This window comes from Streptomyces herbicida (assembly GCF_032656585.1).
In the GTDB taxonomy this organism is placed as follows: Bacteria; Actinomycetota; Actinomycetes; order Streptomycetales; family Streptomycetaceae; genus Streptomyces; species Streptomyces herbicida.
Map to the genome: position 1 here is coordinate 239,432 of NZ_JAUYWJ010000010.1, position 20,351 is coordinate 259,782.

General features: G+C 71.3%; 19 protein-coding genes and 1 pseudogene. 14 read left to right on the forward strand and 6 right to left on the reverse strand.

The window, feature by feature from the left end; all coding sequences use genetic code 11:
- Positions 1-70 precede the first annotated feature (70 nt).
- The 10 genes from Q8A52_RS22305 to Q8A52_RS22350 all read left to right on the forward strand — a co-directional run bounded on the left by Q8A52_RS22305 (position 71) and on the right by Q8A52_RS22350 (position 11,162).
- On the forward strand, positions 71-739 hold the full coding sequence (locus Q8A52_RS22305) for a hypothetical protein (RefSeq protein WP_316754463.1): 669 nt from the start codon (positions 71-73) through the stop codon (positions 737-739).
- A gap of 167 nt (positions 740-906) precedes the next feature.
- Positions 907-1,521, forward strand: a complete 615-nt coding sequence (locus Q8A52_RS22310) for a sigma-70 family RNA polymerase sigma factor (RefSeq protein ID WP_316754464.1) — start codon at positions 907-909, stop codon at positions 1,519-1,521.
- Positions 1,522-1,708: 187 nt separating this feature from the next.
- A complete protein-coding gene (locus Q8A52_RS22315; RefSeq protein WP_316754465.1) occupies positions 1,709-2,776 on the forward strand; it encodes an ABC transporter substrate-binding protein in 1,068 nt (355 codons plus the stop codon).
- 2 nt (positions 2,777-2,778) lie between these two features.
- A complete protein-coding gene (locus Q8A52_RS22320; RefSeq protein ID WP_316754466.1) occupies positions 2,779-3,861 on the forward strand; it encodes a FecCD family ABC transporter permease in 1,083 nt (360 codons plus the stop codon).
- Complete coding sequence (locus Q8A52_RS22325; RefSeq protein ID WP_316754467.1) at positions 3,858-4,688, forward strand: ABC transporter ATP-binding protein; 831 nt, start codon at positions 3,858-3,860, stop codon at positions 4,686-4,688. The genes Q8A52_RS22320 and Q8A52_RS22325 overlap by 4 nt, the downstream gene beginning before the upstream one ends.
- A gap of 3 nt (positions 4,689-4,691) precedes the next feature.
- A complete protein-coding gene (locus Q8A52_RS22330) occupies positions 4,692-6,110 on the forward strand; it encodes an MFS transporter (protein WP_316754468.1) in 1,419 nt (472 codons plus the stop codon).
- 85 nt (positions 6,111-6,195) lie between these two features.
- Positions 6,196-8,022, forward strand: a complete 1,827-nt coding sequence (gene asnB, locus Q8A52_RS22335; protein ID WP_316754469.1) for an asparagine synthase (glutamine-hydrolyzing) — start codon at positions 6,196-6,198, stop codon at positions 8,020-8,022.
- An 11-nt stretch (positions 8,023-8,033) separates the two neighbouring features.
- The gene (locus tag Q8A52_RS22340) at positions 8,034-9,299 is read left to right on the forward strand and encodes a cytochrome P450 family protein (RefSeq protein ID WP_316754470.1); all 1,266 of its coding nucleotides are present in this window, start codon (positions 8,034-8,036) and stop codon (positions 9,297-9,299) included.
- A 133-nt stretch (positions 9,300-9,432) separates the two neighbouring features.
- The gene (locus Q8A52_RS22345) at positions 9,433-10,458 is read left to right on the forward strand and encodes an isocyanide synthase family protein (protein WP_316754471.1); all 1,026 of its coding nucleotides are present in this window, start codon (positions 9,433-9,435) and stop codon (positions 10,456-10,458) included.
- Positions 10,459-10,634: 176 nt separating this feature from the next.
- Positions 10,635-11,162, forward strand: a complete 528-nt coding sequence (locus tag Q8A52_RS22350) for a hypothetical protein (RefSeq protein ID WP_316754472.1) — start codon at positions 10,635-10,637, stop codon at positions 11,160-11,162.
- 44 nt (positions 11,163-11,206) lie between these two features.
- On the opposite strand, the gene Q8A52_RS22355 is transcribed toward Q8A52_RS22350, so the two are convergent.
- Positions 11,207-11,770 (reverse strand): hemerythrin domain-containing protein, encoded by a 564-nt coding sequence (locus tag Q8A52_RS22355; RefSeq protein ID WP_316754473.1) that lies wholly within the window; start codon positions 11,768-11,770, stop codon positions 11,207-11,209.
- 148 nt (positions 11,771-11,918) lie between these two features.
- Here Q8A52_RS22355 and Q8A52_RS22360 point away from each other — a divergent pair, with 148 nt between their 5' ends.
- On the forward strand, positions 11,919-12,284 hold the full coding sequence (locus Q8A52_RS22360; protein ID WP_316754474.1) for a DUF6479 family protein: 366 nt from the start codon (positions 11,919-11,921) through the stop codon (positions 12,282-12,284).
- Between the two features lie 107 nt (positions 12,285-12,391).
- Positions 12,392-12,760: a low affinity iron permease family protein gene (locus Q8A52_RS22365; protein WP_316754475.1), complete on the forward strand. Its 369-nt coding sequence runs from the start codon at positions 12,392-12,394 to the stop codon at positions 12,758-12,760.
- 118 nt (positions 12,761-12,878) lie between these two features.
- Here Q8A52_RS22365 and Q8A52_RS22370 read toward each other — a convergent pair whose 3' ends face one another.
- The 3 genes from Q8A52_RS22370 to Q8A52_RS22380 form a co-directional block, all read right to left on the reverse strand.
- A complete protein-coding gene (locus tag Q8A52_RS22370) occupies positions 12,879-14,990 on the reverse strand; it encodes a SpoIIE family protein phosphatase (RefSeq protein WP_316754476.1) in 2,112 nt (703 codons plus the stop codon).
- A gap of 223 nt (positions 14,991-15,213) precedes the next feature.
- A complete protein-coding gene (locus Q8A52_RS22375) occupies positions 15,214-15,435 on the reverse strand; it encodes a hypothetical protein (RefSeq protein WP_316754477.1) in 222 nt (73 codons plus the stop codon).
- A gap of 99 nt (positions 15,436-15,534) precedes the next feature.
- On the reverse strand, positions 15,535-15,960 hold the full coding sequence (locus Q8A52_RS22380) for an ATP-binding protein (RefSeq protein WP_316754478.1): 426 nt from the start codon (positions 15,958-15,960) through the stop codon (positions 15,535-15,537).
- 187 nt (positions 15,961-16,147) lie between these two features.
- Between Q8A52_RS22380 and Q8A52_RS22385 the strand changes: the two genes are divergently transcribed.
- Together Q8A52_RS22385 and glpK are read left to right on the forward strand one after the other, a co-directional pair.
- A complete protein-coding gene (locus Q8A52_RS22385; RefSeq protein WP_316754479.1) occupies positions 16,148-16,915 on the forward strand; it encodes an IclR family transcriptional regulator in 768 nt (255 codons plus the stop codon).
- Between the two features lie 39 nt (positions 16,916-16,954).
- Positions 16,955-18,469: a glycerol kinase GlpK gene (glpK, locus tag Q8A52_RS22390; protein WP_316754480.1), complete on the forward strand. Its 1,515-nt coding sequence runs from the start codon at positions 16,955-16,957 to the stop codon at positions 18,467-18,469.
- 17 nt (positions 18,470-18,486) lie between these two features.
- On the opposite strand, the pseudogene Q8A52_RS22395 reads toward glpK, so the two are convergent.
- Positions 18,487-18,672 (reverse strand): annotated as a pseudogene (locus tag Q8A52_RS22395) (jacalin-like lectin); the annotation flags it as partial.
- Positions 18,673-18,868: 196 nt separating this feature from the next.
- Positions 18,869-20,284 (reverse strand): diacylglycerol/lipid kinase family protein, encoded by a 1,416-nt coding sequence (locus tag Q8A52_RS22400; RefSeq protein WP_316754481.1) that lies wholly within the window; start codon positions 20,282-20,284, stop codon positions 18,869-18,871.
- Positions 20,285-20,351 lie beyond the last annotated feature (67 nt).

Consider the following 20,351-nt stretch of genomic DNA (forward strand, 5'->3'; position numbering starts at 1 on the left):
GAGTCGGGTGCACCGCGGATTTCCGTACTCCCGTATGACCACCTGTGCCCGGATGCGAGGATGAGGCGCCATGACAGCAGGGTGGTGTGCTCGCACGATACGGGCCGCGGTGTTCGCGGCCGTGTGCGTGCTGCTCGCCGCCCTGGGCCACGTGCTGATGTCCGGGAGCGACGTGCCCGGCTGGACGCTGGCCGGCGGTGTGGCGGTGACCGGCGGCGCGGGCTGGTGCCTTGCGGGCCGTGAGCGCGGCCTGCCGTTGATCGTGACCGTCGTGGTCGCCGCCCAGACGCTGCTGCACGAGGCGTTCTCACTCGCCCAGTCGGCAGCGGACGGCCTGTCCTCCATGGACATGAGCACCATGGGCGGCATGGACATGGGCTCGATGCGGATGGACTCCATGGACATGGGCTCCATGAACATGGGGCACATGGGCGCAAGCCACATGGGCCACTCGGCGGGCGCAGACTCGTCGTCCCTCGGCATGCTCGCCGCCCACCTGCTCGCCGCGCTGCTGTGCGGGCTGTGGCTGGCCTACGGCGAGAAGGCCGCGTTCCGTATCCTGCGGGCCGTGGCGGCCCGGCTGGCGGCGCCCCTGCGGCTGCTGCTGGGCCTGCCCGTCACCCCGGACCGGCCCCGGCTCCGCGTACGGCGCCGCCGCCCGGACCGGACGCCGCGTCGCCTCCTGCCGGCCGACCCGATCACTTCTCGGGGCCCGCCCGTGGGGACCGCTGTCGTCTGAGGACAGCTGGATCACCCGAGGCCGCGCAGACGCGCCTCGGGTCACGGCCGTACGCCCGCACGAACGCCTTGGTGCGCAAGTGGCGTAGGCCGTCTCCCCACTCACCGGACCGTTCGCACATGAGCGAGTCACCGGTCCGGATCACGGATGACCGAGAAGGACACCAGGTGACCATCCCTGCCCTGCCCACCTCGCGCCGCAAAGGCGACAACACCGGAGCGCTCGACGAGTCGACGACCGCCTGGGCGCTCGCCGCACGAGGCGGAGACACGGACGCGGTCGAGCACTTCGTCCGCGCCCTGCACCGCGACGTCCATCGCTATGTCGCCCACCTCTGCGCCGACCCCCAGGCGGTCGACGACCTGGCGCAGGACACGTTTCTGCGGGCACTCGGCAGCCTGCACCGCTTCGAGGGCCGCTCCTCGGCGCGCGCCTGGCTGCTTTCCATCGCGCGGCGCGCCGTGATCGACAGCTATCGGTACGCCGCAGCCCGGCCACGCCTGTCCGACGTACCGGACTGGCAGGTGGCCGTGGAACTCGCCCAGCCGCAGAACCTGCCCGGCTTCGACGACGGCATAGCCCTGCTCGATCTGCTGGGGTCGTTGCCCGACGATCGGCGGGAAGCGTTCGTCCTCACCCAACTGGTTGGCCTGCCCTACGCGGAGGCGGCCGAGGTCAGCGACTGCCCGATCGGCACGGTCCGTTCGCGCGTGGCCCGCGCCCGGGCGACCCTGATGGATCTGCTGGACGAGGCGGACAGGCCCGCCGTCGCTGCCGCCTGAGCCGACTGCTGCGAGGGGCGGGCCCCGGTCACGGCCTGAGCCGGCCCCTCGTCAGCACCCGGGCGCCGACAGGGATTCATTCGAGCCGGACTGCCAACCGGCGGGAACTCATGACGCGTTCGTCCCGACTACTGGACCGGGTGACGGAAATTCGCCCCGTGTACCGAGTAGATCCAGGAGATTTTCGATGCGTGCTCGTGTGTGGGCCGGTACGGCGGCCGTCGTACTCGGCAGCCTGCTGGCGGCGGGGTGCGGAGGCGGGGGGAAGGAAACGGCGGACGAGAACGCCGCAAGGGCCGTCTCCGGCGCCTACCCGGTGTCCGTCACCGACTGCGCGGGCGCCAGGACCACTTTCTCCACCGCCCCGGCGAGGATCGTCACGAGCAACGCCTCCGGCCTGGAGCTGCTGCTCCGTCTCGGCGCCGGTGACAAGGTGATCGGCACCGGTTTCCCGCCCGGCAGGGGCACTCTGCCCGCCGCCCTGGACGCACAGGCCGGGAAGGTGAAGGTGCTCGGCCGGAGCGTGATCCCGAAGGAGAAACTGCTCGGCTCGGGCGCCGACCTGTACATCGACACCTTCGCCTCCATGGGGAGCATGGGCGGCGGCATGGGGGACGCGCCGACGGAGGAGGAGTTCAAGGCGGCCGGGATCAAGCACATCTACCTGAAGTCCACCGCCTGCGCCGCGCAGAGCAAGGGCCCGGTGACCGATCTCTCCGCGGTCGAGGCCGACATCACCTCCCTTGGAGCGGTCACCGGCACCCGGGCACGGGCGAAGGAGATCGTCGCCGGGATGAAGAGGAAGGTGGACGCCGTCCAGAAGGCGGTCGGCGGCACGGTCGGCAGCGAGCGGCCGACGTACTTCCTCTTCGACTACGACGCCGGCACCAAGCAGCCCACCGTCGTCTGCAACCGCCAGCTCGCCAACGCCGTGATCACCCTGGCCGGCGCCCGCAACGTCTTCGCCGACTGCGACGGCGACTACAAGCAGGTCGGCTGGGAGGACGTGATCTCCAAGAACCCCGACTGGATCCAGCTCGGGGTCCGCAACAGGGGCAGTGCGGCGGCGAACGAGAAGGCGTTCGACGAGGCCGAGCAGTGGCTCAGGTCCAACGCCGCCACCAAGGGTCTGAAGGCAGTGCGGGAAGGCCACTTCCTGCGCATCGGCTCCGAACCGACCACCATCGCCGGGGTCGAGAACGCCGACACGGTCGAGGCCATCGCCAAGACCCTGCACCCGGGCAAGGTCGGCTAGCCGTGCTGTCCGCACTCTCCCCGTCCCGGCGCCGGGCGGCGGCCGGGAACCGTGAGACACGCAGCCTGCCCGCCGCGCCGTTCGCCCTGGCGCTCGGGATCGCGCTGCTCGTGGCGCTGACCGCGGCGGTGGCCCGGGGCTCGACCTCCATCCCGCCCGGCGAGGTCTGGAGCGTGGTGTGGCGACGGCTGTCCGGCGAGGCGCCACGCCCCGGCACGGACGACCTCATCGTGTGGCAACTGCGGCTGCCACGAGCCCTGTTGGCCGCCCTCGTCGGCGCGGGTCTCGGACTCGTGGGTACGGCGATGCAGGCACTGGTGCGCAACCCGCTGGCCGACCCGTACTTCCTGGGCATCTCCAACGGTGCCTCGCTCGGCGCCGTCGCCGCGATCGTGCTCGGCGTCGGCGCGGGCGGGGCGCTCGGCCTGGGGCTGTCCGGTGCGGCCTTCGCCGGTGCCCTCGCCACCTTCGCGCTCGTGTGGGCCGTGGCCCGGCGCGGCGGCGGATTCGCACCGCTGAGACTGGTGCTGGCCGGTATCGCGGTCGGCCAGTTCCTGTCCGGCTTCACCAGCTATCTCGTCCTGCAGACCGGGGACGAGCAACAGACCCACAGCGTGCTGTTCTGGCTGATGGGCAGCCTCAGCGGGGCGAGTTGGCCGCTGCTGGCGGCTCCCGCGGCGGCCGTGCCCGTCACGTTGCTGTGGCTGCAGGCGCGCGCCCGGGCACTGAACGCCCTGACCATGGGCGACGAGACGGCGGCCGGGCTCGGTGTGGACGCCACGCGGCTGCGCCGCGAACTGTTCACCATCACCAGTGTGCTGACCGGCGTACTGGTTGCGGTGTCGGGCGCGATCGCGTTCGTCGCCCTGATGGTGCCGCACGCCTGCCGACTCGTCGTCGGCGGTGACCACCGCCGCCTGCTGCCGGTGTCCGCCCTGTTCGGGGCGCTGCTGCTGGTCGTGGTGGACATCGTCTGCCGCACGGTCATGGACACCCAGGAGCTCCCGGTCGGTGTGGTCACCTCGCTCATCGGGGCTCCGGCTCTGCTGTATCTGCTGGATCGGCGCCTCGGGAGCGGCAGTTGAGAATCGACATAGAGGATCTGCACGTCGCCTACGCCGGCCGCACGGTCGTGGCGGGGGCCCATCTGGTGGCGTCCGAGGGCGAGATCACGGGACTCGTCGGCCCCAACGGAAGCGGCAAGTCCACGCTCCTGCGCACCGTCTACCGGCACCTGAAGCCGACGGCCGGACGAGTCCTGCTGTCCGGCACCGATCTGCGCGAGCTGACCCCGGTCCGGTCAGCGCGGCACGTGGCCGCGCTTCCGCAGGAGCGAGGCGGCGACTTCGAGCTGACCGTGCACGAGGTCGTCGCCATGGGCCGTACACCCTACAAGCGGGCCTTCGCCGCCGAGGACGCCGCCGACCGGGACATCGTCGCCCGCGCCCTGACGGACGTCGGCATGGGCGAACAGGCGGGACGCCGGTTCACGGCCCTGTCCGGCGGGGAACGCCAACGCGTCCTGCTGGCCCGGGCGTTCGCGCAGAACCCGGACGTCCTCGTCCTGGACGAGCCCACCAACCACCTCGACATCCGCCACCAGGTGGAACTGCTCACCCTGCTGAGGGCGCACCGTCGTACGACCCTGGTGTCGCTGCACGATCTGAACGCGGCCGCATCCGTCTGCGACCGGCTGCACGTCCTGCACGCCGGACAGGTGGTCGCCTCCGGCCCACCGCGCGACGTCCTCACGCCCGCCCTGATGGCCGAGGTGTTCGGCGTACGCGCGGCCGTCGTCGACCACCCGCTGACCGGCGACCCGCTCATTGCCTTCGATCACCGGACGTCGGCCGACGCGGGACCGTCCCTGGCGGCGCGGACGCACATCGCGCGCACACGGACCGGCGGATGACCCATGCCACTTCGGAAGAAACACACACCCGGCTCGGAACAGCCCGGCCACATACCCGGCGGTGAGGACCGCTGGCTGCTGGTCGCGGTGGCGGGCGTGCTGGCGTTCGTGGCGATGCTGGACATGAACATCGTCAACGTGGCCCTCGCGAACATCGCGGACAGCCTCCATGTCCCCGCCGCGACCGCTCAGTGGGCCGTACTGGCCTATCAACTCCCGGTCGTCGCACTGCTGTTGCCTGCGGGACGGTGGCTCGATGGCGTGGGGCTGCGCTCGGCCGTGCTGGTCGCGACGGCCGGTTTCGGACTGTGCAGCGCGCTGGCGGCCGCCGCGCCCTGGGCGGCCTGGCTGATCGCGGCGCGCCTGATCCAGGGCGTCTTCGGTGCGGTGCTGTTCGTGCTGATGCCGGTCCTGGCCGTCCGTTCCGTGCGGCCGCAGTCGCGCGGACGGGCGATGAGCGTGCCCGCGACGCTGGGTCCGCTCGGAGCCGTGACCGGACCGGCCGTCGGCGGCCTGCTGCTGGACCACTGGGGCTGGCACGCCGTCTTCCTGGTCAAGATCCCGTTCTGCCTCCTTGCCTTCGCCGTGACCCGGCGGGTGATGCCGGGCGACGGCCGGCTGCGGCTGCCCGACCGTCGGTCACTGGTGGACGCGCTGCTGGTGGCCACGGGTGTGGCGGTGCTGTTGCTGACGCTGACCTCGGCACCGGGCGGTCCGTCCCGGCTGCCGCTCGCCCTCGCGGCCGTCCCGCCGCTGTGGTGGTGGCTGCGGGGCAGGGGTGGCCGCCCGGTGGCCGCTGTGCTGCGGACGGCCGGCCTGCTGCGGGCGCACGGGGCGGTACTGGCCCTGGCCGCCGGGTTCGCCGCGATGCACTACGTCGTCGCCCTGCACCTCCAGCGCGACGACGGAATCAGCGCCACGACGACCGGGCTGACCGTCCTCGCCTTCCCGCTCGGCATGGGGCTGGCCGGACCGCTCGGCGGGCGGCTGGCCGACCGGTGCGGCGCGCGGCCGGTAGCGGTCACGGGCGCCGTGCTCACCACGGCCGGCCTGCTCCTGCTCGTCCCACTGGGAGACCACTGGTCGCCGTGGCAGGTGGCCTGGCGGCTGGCCCTGGCCGGCGTCGGAATGGGCCTCAACGGCGGCCCGACCCAGGCCCTGGTCATGGGCGCCGCCCCGCCGGACCGCACAGCGACCGTCGGATCCACCGCCCAGCTCGCCCGCAGCCTCGGCTTCACCCTCGGCCCCGCGCTCGCCACGGCCGTACGGGGACTCACCGGCGCCGACAACGGCGTACACGCCGGGCTGCTCCTGGCCGCCACGGCCGCCTGTCTCGCCGTACCCCTGCTCGCCGTGCCCGGACGACGGCGTGCCCCGGCACCGGGCACGGCCACGGACACGGCGCCCGCCGCTCGTCCTTGACCGAGAAGCGGTCCGACTCGACCGAGGAGCGGTCCGATCCACCGACGCGGCGCCCGTCGCCCGTCCCTGACCCTGGAGTCGTCCCTTGTGCGGAATCACCGGCTGGGTGTCCTTCCACCACGACGCGCGTACCCGCGCCCCGGTCATCGAGGCCATGACCGCCACCCTCACGCCCCGCGGCCCCGACGCGCGCGGCGTCTGGCTGGGTGAGCACGCCGCGATCGGGCACCGCCGCCTGGCCGTCATCGACCTGGCCGGCGGGGTGCAGCCGATGACCGACCGACCCGACCGGCCGACGGCCGTGCTCAGTTACAGCGGCGAGGTCTACAACCACCACGAGCTGCGGGCCGAACTGCGTGGCAGAGGGCACCGCTTCCACACGCGCAGCGACACCGAGGTGGTGCTGCGGGCGTACGCCGAGTGGGGCGAGCACGTCGCCGACCACTTGGAGGGCATGTTCGCCCTCGCGGTCTGGGACGAGCGCGCCCAGCGGCTGCTGCTGGTGCGCGACCGGCTCGGCGTCAAGCCCCTGTTCTGGGCGGTCGTCGACGGGGGCCTGGCCTTCGCCTCCGAGCCCAAGGCCCTGTTCGCCCACCCCGAGATCACGCCCAAGGTGGACGCCCACGGGCTGCGCGAGGCGTACAGCCTGCTGTTCAACACCGGGCCGACGGTCTGGTCAGGCGTGCGGGAGGTCGAACCGGGTGGCGTGCTCGTGCTGGACCGCGACGGCATCCGCGAGCGCCGCTACTGGCAGTTGGCGGCGGGGACGCACGACGACGACCAGGACACGACGGTGGAGCGGATCCGCGAGCTGGTGGGCGCCGCGGCACGCAGCCAGCTGGAGGCCGACGTCCCGCTCTGCAGCCTGCTGTCCGGCGGCATCGACTCCACCGTCCTGACCGCCCTGCTCGCCGACGAACTCCGGCTGCGCGAAGGCCCGCACGCCCGTATCCGCTCGTACGCCGTCGACTACAGCGACCAGGCCGAACGCTTCACCGGCGACGTCCTGCGCACCGGCCACGACACCCCGTACGCCATCGAAGCGGGCGCCTTCGTCGGAACCGACCACAGCACGGTCGTACTCGACCCGCGAGCGCTCCTCGACCCCGAGCACCGCAGGGCGGTCGTCGTCGCCCGCGACTCGCCGATCGGCGTCGGCGACATGGACACCTCGCTGTATCTGCTCCTCGGGGAGATACGGCGGCACTCCACCGTCGCCTTGTCCGGAGAGGCCGCCGACGAGGTCTTCGGCGGCTACCCCTGGTTCCACAACCCCAAGGCGCTCGCCGCCCCGACCTTCCCCTGGCTGCTGGTGACGGGCGACGAGGCCGCCATGCCCCTGAACCCGGAACTCGACCTGCGCATCGGCGAGTTCCGCGAGGACACGTACCGCAGCGCGTTGGCCGCCGTACCGCACCTGGAGGACGAGCACCCCGTCGAACACCGGCAGCGCGAGATGCAGCATCTGTCGCTGACCCGCTGGCTGCGTCAACTCCTGCACCGCAAGGACAGGTTGAGCATGGCCCAGGGTCTCGAGGTGCGCGTCCCCTACTGCGACCACCGCCTCGTCGAGTACGCCTTCGCCACGCCCTGGGCGTTGAAGAGCTTCGACGGCAGGGAGAAGAGCCTGCTCCGGGCGGCGGGCACCGGTCTCGCCCCCGGATCGGTGCTGCACCGCCCCAAGAACCACTACCCGGCCACTCACCACCCCGCCTACAACCGCGGCCTGCAGGAGATGGCCCGTGACGCACTCGCCACCGAACAGGTGCGTGCCCTGTCCGACGAGACCCTCGTCAAGCCCTGCCTCGACACTCCGCCCGACCGACTGGAGTGGGGCCACCGCCTGCGACTCGAACGCGTCGTCGACCTCGCCCTGTGGCTGGACCACTACCGGCCCGAACTCGCCCTCTGAGGAGCCTCAGCATGACGATCCAGGAAGAACCCCCGCCGGCCGTGGCCCCGGAGACGCTCCCCGACCCCGTCCCACTGATCGGCTGCCCCTACAAGACCGATCCCTACCCCCTGTACGAGCGCATGCGAGAGGCCGGACCGGTCCACCGCGTCCTCTTCCCCAGCGGCGTACAGGCCTGGCTCGTCACCGGTTACGACGCCGCGCACTGCGCCCTGAACGACGACCGCCTCGGCAAGAACCACGACCGGGGCAACGACCGCTGGCGCGCCCGCGCCTCGATCATGCCGGAGCCGCAGCACTCCCAGCTCCAGGTCCATCTCCTCCACCAGGACCCGCCGAAGCACACCCGCATGCGGCGGTACGTCACCGACGCGTTCACCCCACGCCGCATCGAGCAACTCCGCCCCCGCTTCCGGCAACTGGCCGACGCCCTCGTCGACGCCCTGCCCGAACAGGGACCCGCCGATCTCGTCACCGGCTTCGCCGCCCACTTCCCCTTCCAGGTCCTGGCCGAAGTCATCGGCCTCCCACCCGAGCTCGCGGCCCGCTTCGACCGCGACTGGGGCAAGGTCGTCCAGCCGGTCGGCCCCACCGATCCCGGACGCCCGCTGTACGAGGCGCGTCTGCACGGCCTGCAGAGCTACATCGCCGAGGTCGTCGCCCACAAGCGGGAGCACGGGGAGGACGACCTGCTCAGCCGCCTCGTGCTGGCCCGCGACCGCCGCGAACTCTCCCCGGAGGAACTGGACTCGATGATCTTCCAGCTCCTCGTGGCCGGCCAGGAGCCGGTCACCAACCAGATCACCACGGCCCTGACAGCCCTGTTCCGGCACCCCGACCAGCTCGCCCGGCTGCGGGACGAACCGGACCTCCTGCCCCGAGCGGTCGAGGAACTCCTCCGCTACGACAGCGCTTTCGAGCTGACCACCTGGCGTTTCTTCGCCGAGGACAGCGATCTGCACGGCACTCGGGTCCCGGCCGGCGACTCGGTGATCGTCTCTCTGTGCGCGGCGAACCGCGACCCCCGCCGCTTCCCCGACCCCGACACCCTCGACCTCGGCCGCAGCCCCAACCCGCATCTCGCCTTCGGCCACGGAATCCACTTCTGCCCCGGCGCCGCCCTCGCCCGCGCCGAACTGCAGATCGCGCTGAGCACCCTGCTCACTCGCCTGCCCGGAGTCCACCTGGCCATCGGGGACGAGGACATCGAGTGGATCACGGCCGTCCTCGGCCGCGGCACCAACCGTCTGCCGGTCGGATACGACCGACGTCGCTGACCCCCCTCCACGGTCGATCGGGGCCGGTCTGCCGCCGCCCCGGACCCCGCTGACCCGTCCCCGTTGCCCGACGGCGCCCGGCCCCACGCCAAGGCGCCATGCCGACGTGCCCGTACCCCTCCCGGAGACCAGCATGCCCCTGACGACCGTGCCGGACGACGCCCGCACCACGGCCATCAGCACCGCGATCCTCGCCCTGCTCCTGCCGCACCACCGCACGACCGACGACGCCCCCGCCCCGGCGGAGGCGTTCCCCCACCAACTGCGCCGGATCACCCGCTTCGTACATGACGGTGCCCCCGTCGTGTTCACCCTGCCCGGCTTCCCCTGCAAGTCCCCCAACCCGGCAAAGGTCCTCGGTCACCTCCCCGACCAGGCGGAACGCCTCTCCCTCGGCTTCCTGAACACCCTGTGCACCGAGATCGAGCGGATCCACCCGCCCGGCGCCCGCGTGATCATCTGCTCCGACGGTCATGTCTTCTCAGACCTGATCAACGTCCCCGACCCGCACATCGACGCCTACGCCGACGAACTGCGCCTGCTCATAACCGAGTCGGCGCTGGACAGACTGTCCGTCTTCGACCTGCGGGACGTACTCGGCGACCTCCCGTCCGACGCGAAGCGCGCCCATGTCCACGAGCGCCATGCCCCCGCCCTGGACGCCCTGCGCGCAGAGATCCGCGCCGACGACCAGGCTCTCGCGCTCTATCGGGGGATCACCCGCTTCCTGGTCGAGGACACCGCCGACCACCCGGGCACGCGATCGGCGCTCCAACGCGCCTGCCGTCAACGGGCCTACGGCGTCATCCAGCGCAGCCGAGCCTGGGGCAATCTGGTCGCCGAACACCATCCCCATGCCGTACGTCTGTCGATCCACCCCCAGCCGGTCGGCGCCCCCAAATTCGGCATCCGCCTCCTCGACGCGCCCGATGCCTGGACCACTCCCTGGCACTCCAGCGCCCTGCTCCGTCCGGATGGCACATGGACCCTGATGCCCCGGTCCCGGGCGGCCGGGCTGGGGCGCCTGGTGCTGCGGGACGGCCGGGCCAGTCACTTCGAGGGCTGGTCACCCTCGAACCGGTCCGCCGATTCCGTCGTTGCCGAAGGGCCCGACCGCGCGGCCGATCGCCGAGTGCGTATGGTTCCCGCCCTCCCGTGATCCACTCCGACGCCTGCCCCGGCTTCCAGGTAAGACCGGACCCGTGCAGATCACCCGGTACCGGTGTGGGCTAGGCCACGTCACCGGGACCCGCCCGGTTCTTCCTCCCTCTCCTGCCCCGGGCTACCGTCTTCAGCAGTCCTTTCTTCCCTTCAAGCAGCTCAGACGGCCGGACAGTGCTCGCAGATCTCTCTCCACTCATCGCGGCGACCACACAGTGGCTGACGCGCGCCTACCCGCCCTGTGGTGGCGCACTGTCCTCCGCCCTGTGCGAGGCGCAGGCACGGCAGGCCGTGACGGTCGCGGCATGGCTTCGGTACCCCACCACCGTCGACGTCGCCCTGGTCGTCATGACGGGCCCGGGAGGAGCGGACCGGCTCGACTGGATCACCGGCTCGGACGGCGCCGGTGATCACGCGGGGACGGAGACCGCCTGGCGCACCTGGGTGGACGAAGTGGTCGCCAGCTGGGCGGCCGGCCTGCTCACCGACGCCGAGCTGGCCGCGCTGGCGGTGGCCGCACTCCCCGACGGCGAGCACATCACCGGTGCACCCGTCCGGTTCATGCGCTTGACCAGGCCCGATGAGGCCGACCGGCGGGCGGGGGCGCTCCTGAGGCACCCCGACCTGGTGGCTCCGGTGGCCGAACTCCACCGTGCCCAGCTTCTGGACCGTCTCAAGCCGGGGCGGCCGCTCGTGGCCTGACACCCCCGCCGGGCGCCCGCCGGTATGGGGGCGCGCAGTGGGCGTCAGGCGTGCTTGCCGCGGCCCGTCAGCGCGTCGCGCATCCGGTCGATCATTCCGACGCCGGGCGCCAGCAGCTTGTTGGCCGGGGGCTTGTCCGGAGCGTACGGGTGCGGGCGGGTCGGCGCCGTCTTCTTCGCCGTACGGACCTTGTCGCCGAGGTCGTCGAGCGCGTCCGCGGGGCAGACCGTGCGCAGACTGGGGAAGAGGTTCTGCTCCTCGTCGGCTATGTGCATACGGACCTCACTCATCAGTGTGGTGACGAGCCGGTCGAAGTCCGGGGCGTCCGCATCGAGGCCCTCCAGATCCTTCATGACCTGCTCGGCCTTGGAGTGGTCCTCGATCTCCCGGTCGGCGATGGCGTCCCCGTTCGGCACATGCTTGCGAACCGCCGGGTAGAGGTATTCCTCCTCCGCCACGGAGTGCCGGACCAGCTCCATCGTGACCTGGTCGACGAACAGCTTGCGGTTCTTGTCGCCGGACGGCAGCGCCTCGATCCGGCCGAAGAGTTCCGCCACTTCCCGGTGATCGGTCATCAGCTCGTCGATGACATTTCCACCGTGACCCATGTCCTTCACCTCCAGCAGTTCGAGCGCGCCGTTTCCGGGCCTGAACCGGCACGGTCCACGAGTGCCCCGGGCGGTGGGGATCACACGCTTTGCAGACAGTCACGGGTCCGCCGGGTCTGTCCACGGCCGGGCCGGGTACCCGCGCCGCATGAACACAGCGCTCCACGACATCGTCGCGTCCGACATCGTCGCGTCCGCGTCCACCGCCGGTGCGGTGGTGATGCTCATACTCGGTGTCCTCGTCACAGGCGCACTGGTGTGGGCCGTACGACTGGGGATCAAGGTGCGACGACGAGAGCCCGCACCGCCCGGGCGCGGAGCGCATCCCACGCTGCCGGACTCCGGGCCCCTGCGCGAGGAACGCCAGATGCGTGAGCCGGACGAGGTGCCCCGGGCGCGCAATCACGGCGTTCGACTGACACCCCACGAACTCCGGCACTCCCCGAGCAAACGGAGCGAGAACCAGGACCGCCCCCGCTGGGAGCCTGGAGCCTCCGACAGCGGCGGCAGCTGAGGGTGTCCGGCCGGTCCGAGCGCGTGGCTGGACGCCGGCAGGGGTACTCGAGCGCAGCGAACTCCGACAGGCAGGGCGGCGCGCCCGCCCTGAGAGGCGAGGGACCCATGTCCGTGCCGCATCCCGCCGAGCGGAACCGGAACGGCCGGGGCTGGTTCGAGCACCTGGCCGAGGGAGCCTCGAACTTCACCAGCTCCAGGCTGTTCGCCTGCTTCTGCCTGGTTCTGGTCGCCGCCTTCATCGCCGTCCACGCCATTGGTCTCCCACTGACCTGGCAGCTGCTCGTCGGCGATGTCATGACCAGCGTCAACCTCCTGCTGCTGGCCCTCCTGAAGAACTCGGAGCGCCGCGCGGAGCACGCCATCCAGCGCAAGCTCGACAGCATCGCGGCCGCGCTGATCGAACAACACGAGGGCGAGGGCGGCAAGGCGCACGCCGACCTGCGGGAGGCGATCCGTATGGAGGAGCAACTTTGAGCCCGGCCATGAGACTCATGGGCACTGCGTAGTCCGCGAGCGGATGTCTCGGCAGGTACGCGGGCCCCGCAGGGCGGCCGACAGAGTGAGCGGGCACGTAGTCGGGGGCACCAGGGCTTCAAGAGGGCGACGACTGCCCCACGCAGCGCAGCAGGAGCACCGTGACATCGTCCGTGCGCTGACCGGTGGGCCAGGCGTGGTGGACGAGGCTGTCGATGAGGCACTCCAGGTTGTCGTGGTCGGCGTGTGCGAGGTGATGGGCCAGGTCGTTGGTGACCTGTGCGGGGTTGGTTCCGGGCCGTTCCACGAGGCCGTCGGTGTAGAGGGCGACGATGGAGCCCGCGGGCAGGGGAGTGGCGGTGAGGGGGTACTGGGCGTGTGTGTCGATGCCCAGGAGCGGCCCGGGTTCGAAGTCCAGGATGCGGGCCTGCTGTGGCGCGTGGCGCAGCAGGGGAGGTACGTGACCCGCACTGGCGAGGGTCAATTCACCGCGGCGGAGGTCGACATGTGCGTAGAGGCAGGCGACGAGCAGATCGGAGTCCAGGTCGATCAGTAGCCGGTTGGTGCGGGCCAGGACCTGGTCAGGCGTGGCCCCGGCACTTGCGTGGGCGTGTACGGCGGTGCGGACCTGCCCCATGAGGGCGGCTGCCGCGATGCTGTGGCCTTCGACGTCGCCGATGACGGCCGCGGCGGTGGTGTCGTCCAGGCGCAGCAGATCGTAGAAGTCGCCGCCGACCTCGATCCCGTGGCCGGCCGGCAGGTAGCGGGCGGCCACCTCCAGGCCGGGCAGCGCGGGCAGACTGCCGGGCAGAAGCGCGCGTTGGAGTTCGGCGACGAGGCGGTGCTGGGTGTCGTAGAGATGGGCACGGTCCAGTGCCTGGGCCATGAGACCGGCCAGTGAGGTGAGGACGGCGCGCTCGTCGGCGGTGAAGGAGTGGGGCTGCGCGTAGGAGAGGATGCAGCAGCCCACCGGGCGTCCCGTGATGACGAGGGGCAGGAAGGCCCACGCTTGTTTGCCGCTGAGCCAAGGTGCCCTGGGGTAGCTGCGGGCCAGGTCGGCGGGGTTCGCGAAGAAGGCGGCGGTGTCGCTGGCCAGGACCTGGCCCGCGGGAGTGACATCGGTGTCGAGCGGCAGGGCGTCGAGGCGTTCGATGATGTCGGCCGGATAGCCGTGGTGGCCGATGATCTTGAGACGGCCGGCCTCGGCGACGGACAGGACCAGGCCCTGGGCGCCGAAGGCCGGGAGGATCTGTTCGACGGCCAGCGCCTTGACGTCGCGCACGGTCACCGTTTCCGTGAGCGCGGCCGCCAGATGCACGAGTTGGTAGAGCCGGCCGGTGGGCGTCACCGGGGTCCGCTGGACGGCGGCGAGTGCCCCGGGGTCTCGGCCTCCGTCGTCATGGCTGATGATCCGGACGCTGATGCCGCTGGTGTCCGGGTACATGTGGAAGGTCAGCCTCTGGTCCGGCGGGCGCGGTGCGGTGAACGAGACCGGCGCACGGCTGACGACCGCCGTACGGTACTGGTCCTCGTACCCGGGGCCGTCCAGCCAGGGAAGAGACTGCCAGGGCCGTGTGCCCAGCAGCTGGTCCGGGCGGCGGCCGAGCAGCCGGGCAGCGGTGGCGGTGACGAAGGTGATGCGGCCTTCCAGATCGAGGGACAGGGCGCCCTCCGGGAGGCGGTCCAGGTAGTCGACGGCGGCCAGCCCGGTCTGGTCGGGGTGGCGTACGGAGTCGGCGGGGACGACATGCGGTCGGTCGGGCAGCTCGGGCGGGATCGGCGACTCGTCCAGCAAACGCGCCAGGCGGTGGGTGCTGGCGGTGATGTGGGCCCGTTCTCGCGGTGTCGCCTCCGGCGGGTGGTCGGCGGGCCACATCAGCACGATGCCGCCCCAGCGGCGGCGTACCCCGTTCAGCGGGGCCGCGGCCAGGGCGAAGGGGTACGGCAGGACCGCGGCGGTGCGGGGATAGCGGCGCGCCATCTCGTCCTGGCTCCCGACCCACACGAGCCCGTTCTGCCGGATCGCGTCGTTGACCGGGACGGGAGCGGTCAGCGACAGCCGTTGCCATGGCGCGCTGAAGTCGACCGGCAGCCCGCACAACGCCACCAGGCGCAGCATCTCGGTGGCCTCCTCGATCAGGTACACCCCACCGATCGCGGCACCGGTGCGGCGGACGACGTCGGCCAGCGCTGTCGCCAGGACCTCGTCGGGTGATCCGCCACCGCTCATACAAGGACGATATGCCCAAATGGCTGACTGCACTCGGTCAGGATGACGAGCGTCCGTTCCGCTGACGATCCGGCGGAACCGGAAGCCCGGCCCATCCCGAAAACCCGGATGACCCGCCGAAGCGCCCCGCGCCAAGGTCTCTCCTGTTCAGGTGCGCAGGGCTGTGGCTACTTCGCCTATAGCGCGCCGCCGCGGACCTCGATCTCTGAACACCCGGGGCACGTCACTTCTGCTGCGTGCCCCACTGATCCGGCCCGACCTCGCGCCATTCGATCAGCGGCGAATGCGCGACCTCGTCGGGGTCGATGTCCAGCCCGGCCCGGCGCAGGAACTCCGCGACGTCCGGCACGCCGTACGCCAGTCCGAGGATCTCGCCGTCCACGCGCACCCTGCGGCCTCCGCTCGGTGAGGGCGGCGAGACAACGACTCGGAACTGCCTGGTCACGTCACCAGCATCAGCCGGACGGTCCGGACGCGCATCCGGCAGGGCGTCCCCTTCGACGGTCCGGTCACAGACAGTGGCCGTGAGTACGGCGGACCGTGCTCACTCCGCCACCAGGTCGGCCCACCGGGTGACCCCGCCGCAGTGGATGCGCATGCCGTGCCGCGTGGACAGTGCGTGGACGATCTGCTTGCCACGGCCGTGCTCGTCCGGGTCGATTCCGTCGGGCGATGGCCCCGCCGCCGGCGCGGGTCCGGCGTCGGTGACCTCCACGCGCAGGGTCCTCAGTCCGTCCCACCGGCCCCAGGACAGCCGCAGCTCCGCCGGCGGCAAGGCATGGACGAGCGCGTTGGTGAGCAGCTCCGTCACCACCAGGATCGCGTCCTCGACAATCTCCGGAGACACGTTCCAGGCGGCCAGGACCACCCTCGCATGCCGTCGTATCGCCGAGACGGCCCCGGCGACGGGCGGCAACGGAAAGACGTGTTCGACTACCCCCCGAGGCCTGATTTCGAGCTGTGCCGCCATCTGCTCTCCTCCGGTGAGCGCTGCCGGCGGGTCGCCGGGGCTCAGTGCGCTTCCCCGCACGTTAGGCAGCCGGGCGAAGCCGGTCAATGAACGGTGGTCGGCATTGTCGAACGGTGGCCCCCATCTGGTGCTGAGCCGGTGAGCTGCACGTAAGGCGGTCCCTCCACGGGCGTACTAGGCTCGTTCCATGGCCGGCCCAGTCCAGTCGATCGAACGGGCGGCGGCGATTCTGCGGCTGCTCGCTGGTGGGCCCCGTCGGCTCGGACTCGGCGAGGTGGCGGCCTCGCTCGGGCTGGCGAAGGGCACTGCGCACGGCATTCTGCGCACGCTCCAGCACGTGGACTTCGTGGAACAGGACGCGGCGACGGGCAAGTACCAGCTCGGCGCCGCGCTGCTGCATCTCGGCACCAGTTACCTGGACGTCAATGAGCTGCGGTCGCGCTCCATCAACTGGGCCGACGCGCTGGCCGCCCGCAGCGGGGAGGCCGTCCGCCTGGGCACCGCCCTGGAGGGCAGGGTCCTGGTCGTCCACCATGTGTTCCGGCCGGACGACACGCTCCAGACCCTGGACGTGGGTGCGCTGCTGCCGCTGCACGCCTCCTCGCTCGGCAAGGTCCTGCTGGCCTTCGGGACCGCCCCCCTGGAGGCGGTGCTGGAATTCGGGCTGGAGACCTACACACGGCACACGATCGTCGACCCGGAACAGCTCAGCCGGGCGCTCGCCGAGGTCCGGGAGCTCGGGTGGGCCGCCGAGGTCCAGGAAATGAGCATGGGTGAGGCCGGCGTCGCCTCGCCGATCCGAGGGCACGGAGGTCTTGTCGTGGGCGCCATCGGACTGTCCGGCCCGGTCGAGAGGATCTGCGACAGCCAGGGCCGTCCCCTCCCGAACCTGATCACCCTGCTCCGTGAGGCCGCACGGGCGATCTCCAGAGACCTGGGCGCAGCTCGCTGGTAGCCACCCGCCTCTTCGACACATCGGAAGGCAGAGCTGATCATGGTTGAACGGTATGTAATGTCCATCGATCAGGGCACCACCTCCACTCGATGCATTCTGTTCGACCAGCAGGGGCGGCTGGTGACGGTCGCTCAGCGTGAGCACCAGCAGCACTTCCCCAAGCCCGGATGGGTCGAGCACGACGCCCTCGAGATCTGGCGCAATCTGCAGCGCATCGTGCCCGAAGCCCTCTCCGGTACGGGTGTGGGCGCGAAGGACGTCGCCTCGATCGGTATCGCCAACCAGCGGGAGACGACGGTGCTCTGGGACCGGCGCACGGGTGCCCCGCTCGACAAGGCCATCGTCTGGCAGGACGTTCGCACGGCATCGCTCGTCGAAGAACTGGGACAGCACCCCGGAGAGGAGTTCTTCGTGGAGCGTTGCGGTCTGCCGCCCTCGACCTATTTCTCCGCACTGCGGCTGCGCTGGCTGTTCGATCACGTCGACGGGCTGGAGCAGCGTGCCAGGGACGGCGAGGTGCTCTTCGGCACGATGGAGACCTGGCTGATCTGGAACCTCACCGGGGGAGCGGACGGCGGCCTGCACATCACCGACCCCACCAACGCCAGCCGCACCATGCTGATGAACATCCGCACGCTCACCTGGGACGAGGAGCTGCTGGAGTTCTTCCGGGTGCCCCGCTCGATGCTGCCCGAGATCCGCTCGTCCGCCGAACGGTACGGCGCCGCCCGTCTGGTGCTCCCGGGCGTCCCCATCACGGCGGCCCTCGGCGACCAGCAGGCCGCCCTGTTCGGCCAGACGTGCTTTTCCCCGGGAGAGGTGAAGTGCACCTACGGTACGGGCAGTTTCCTGCTGCTCAACACCGGTACCGATGTCGTGCGATCCCGGAACGGGCTCCTCACGACCGTCGGCTACAAGATCGGGGACCAGGCCCCCGTCTACGCCCTGGAAGGCTCGATCGCCGTCACCGGCTCACTGGTCCAGTGGTTCCGTGACCGCCTGGGCCTGATCAGCAGCGCGCCGGAGATCGAGACCCTCGCACGGACGGTCGAGGACAACGGCGGCTGCTACATAGTCCCCGCGTTCTCCGGTCTGTTCGCACCTCACTGGCGCAGCGACGCCCGCGGTGTCATCGTCGGCCTCACCTCGTACATCACCAAGGGACACCTGGCCCGGGCCGTGCTGGAGGCCACCGGCTGGCAGACCCGCGAGGTCGTCGACGCCATGAACGCCGACTTCTCGGTCCCCCTCAAGCAGCTCAAGGTGGACGGCGGCATGACGGCGGACAACCTGCTCATGCAGTTCGTCGCCGACGTGCTCGACGTGCCCGTGGTACGGCCCATGGTCGCCGAAACGGTCTCCCTCGGCGCCGCTTACGCCGCCGGGCTCGCCGCCGGTTACTGGTCGGACCTGGAGGTCCTGCGCCGCCACTGGCACCGGGCCGCCCAGTGGCTGCCGGACATGGACCCCGCGCGCAGGGAGTTGGAGTACGCGGACTGGCAGCGGGCCGTCGAGCGCTCGCTGGGCTGGGTCAGATCGCCGAGGTCGCCTTGATACGCCGAGGCTCGGTGTCAGTGCTGGGTGTGGATGAAGCCGACCTTGTCGAGCTCGTCGCCCGCACGTCCGTGGAACCCGGCGATCTGCCGGCCCGGCGGTGCCGTACGGGTCACGCACTCCGAGGTGGCCGTACCGCCCGCGATGTTACGGCCCAGGTTGGTAGTGAACTTGGCGTAGAAGATCCGGGTGCGGCTGTCCTTCACGCGCGGGCGCCGGCGGGGACCTTGCCGATGTCCTGGTAGAGCGTCACTGCCCTTGGCCGGCGGCGTGCCGCCGCGGATCAGTTGCACCCAGGCGTCGGTCAGCCCGCGGTGAACTCGGCGATGGTGTCGCCGGTGCGGGTGCAGCGGGTGTGGTGTCCCCCATGACCACGAAGGGGCTTGTAGAAGCAGCCCGTTACCGGCTCTGCCGGCGCTTCGGGAGAGCCGTCCGCCCCACCGTCGCCGCCAGTTTGCGCAGCCTCCGCCACTCCAGGGGCGGTTTGACCGCCGGGACGCCGGGCCGGCTGCGGGGGACTCGGACCCGCAGGGTGCCGGGCTGGACGCGGCAGTGCACGGGTGCGGGCAGCACCAGGGCCTCGCCGTCCACGCCGACCTCGACGTTCCGTTGGCCGCAGTCGACGACGACCTGCCGGGCGGTGACCGCGGTGAGCCCGTCGGCGTGCCGTCCGCGCAGCAGCCCGGCAGCCTGGGCAGCGCTCTCCACCTTGACGCCGAGCACCCCGAGCACGCCCAGGTCCATCCGCTCCCGATAGCCGAGGCCTGCCACGTCGTCCATGCGGTAGGGGTTGTTGCTGACCAGGACGGCCTGGGGCGTGTCGATGACGATGTCGGGGCCGCCGGTGCCCGCGACACGCGCGGTGAGCCGCGGCCCGCGCTCGTGGGTGAGCAGTTCGGGCAGCAGATCCAGGGTCGTGCGCACCTTGTCGCTCCGGTACTCGGGGCTCTGCACGACCGCGGCGTACGCCCCGAAGGACGCGTTGTTCACGAAGGGGTGGTCGCCCGCGAAGCCGAGGTCGACCCGGAGCTCGACCCCGTCGCTGAGCGCGTCCAGACATGCCGAGGGGTCGTTGCGATCGAGCCCGAGGTCCATGGCGAAGTGATTGCGGGTCCCGGCGGAGATCACCAGGAACGGTACGTCGTGCTCCGCCGCGACCGCCGCGACCAGCGCCTGCGTTCCGTCCCCACCGGCGACTCCGAGCAGATCGGCGCCCTGCGCCAGGGCGGCACGGGCCAGCGCGACGACGTCTTCGGGCCCTTCCGCACGGCCGGTGCCGAGCAGATGCACCCGGGCTCCGAGCCCCTCGGCCTTCGCCTTCAGCCCGAACCGCTCGACCTTCCCGCCCCCGGACCGAGGGTTCATGATCAGATACGGCCGTGCGGGAGGCGGCGTCTCGTACTCGACGACCTGTACGACGTGCGACCGGGTGCCGCTGAGCGCGACCTTCCCGGTCCATACCGCCAGTCCCCACAGGGCCACCAGCAGGACGGGCAACCACAGCAGCTCCGCCACGACGAAGAGCGCGATCGCGGCGGCGGGCGCGGCGACCGCGAGCACTCCTGCGGCGGCCCTGAGCCAGCCCCGCCGGGTGAGCGTCCACCACAGCGCCGCCAGACTCACCACGATCGACAGGCCCCCGACCAGGACGAGTACCACCCCGCCCGAGGACGCGGTGCCGAGCGGTACGAGCACGGCCAGCCCGGCGAACGTCAGCGACGCCCGCGCCGCCCACCGTTGCCGCGCGTGCGCCCGCTCGTCCAGCCCCGAGCCCGTACTCGGACCGCTTCCAGGCCCCGCGCCCTTGTCCTCCAAGTCCTGCTCCGCCTTTCCGCCCTCGGTCCGCCGACGATCACGTGCGTGGCAGCAGCATGGTAGGACG

What these genes read in the sequence shown, in the direction of transcription:
- Q8A52_RS22380 (WP_316754478.1), bottom strand. Translation starts at nt 15,960, where the DNA reads ATGGCGGCACAGCTCGAAATCAGGCCTCGGGGGGTAGTCGAACACGTC.
- Q8A52_RS22315 (WP_316754465.1), top strand. Translation starts at nt 1,709, where the DNA reads ATGCGTGCTCGTGTGTGGGCCGGTACGGCGGCCGTCGTACTCGGCAGC.
- glpK (WP_316754480.1), top strand. Translation starts at nt 16,955, where the DNA reads ATGGTTGAACGGTATGTAATGTCCATCGATCAGGGCACCACCTCCACT.
- Q8A52_RS22385 (WP_316754479.1), top strand. Translation starts at nt 16,148, where the DNA reads ATGGCCGGCCCAGTCCAGTCGATCGAACGGGCGGCGGCGATTCTGCGG.
- Q8A52_RS22355 (WP_316754473.1), bottom strand. Translation starts at nt 11,770, where the DNA reads ATGGGTCACGGTGGAAATGTCATCGACGAGCTGATGACCGATCACCGG.
- Q8A52_RS22370 (WP_316754476.1), bottom strand. Translation starts at nt 14,990, where the DNA reads ATGAGCGGTGGCGGATCACCCGACGAGGTCCTGGCGACAGCGCTGGCC.
- Q8A52_RS22360 (WP_316754474.1), top strand. Translation starts at nt 11,919, where the DNA reads ATGAACACAGCGCTCCACGACATCGTCGCGTCCGACATCGTCGCGTCC.
- Q8A52_RS22345 (WP_316754471.1), top strand. Translation starts at nt 9,433, where the DNA reads ATGCCCCTGACGACCGTGCCGGACGACGCCCGCACCACGGCCATCAGC.
- Q8A52_RS22340 (WP_316754470.1), top strand. Translation starts at nt 8,034, where the DNA reads ATGACGATCCAGGAAGAACCCCCGCCGGCCGTGGCCCCGGAGACGCTC.
- Q8A52_RS22330 (WP_316754468.1), top strand. Translation starts at nt 4,692, where the DNA reads ATGCCACTTCGGAAGAAACACACACCCGGCTCGGAACAGCCCGGCCAC.
- Q8A52_RS22305 (WP_316754463.1), top strand. Translation starts at nt 71, where the DNA reads ATGACAGCAGGGTGGTGTGCTCGCACGATACGGGCCGCGGTGTTCGCG.
- Q8A52_RS22365 (WP_316754475.1), top strand. Translation starts at nt 12,392, where the DNA reads ATGTCCGTGCCGCATCCCGCCGAGCGGAACCGGAACGGCCGGGGCTGG.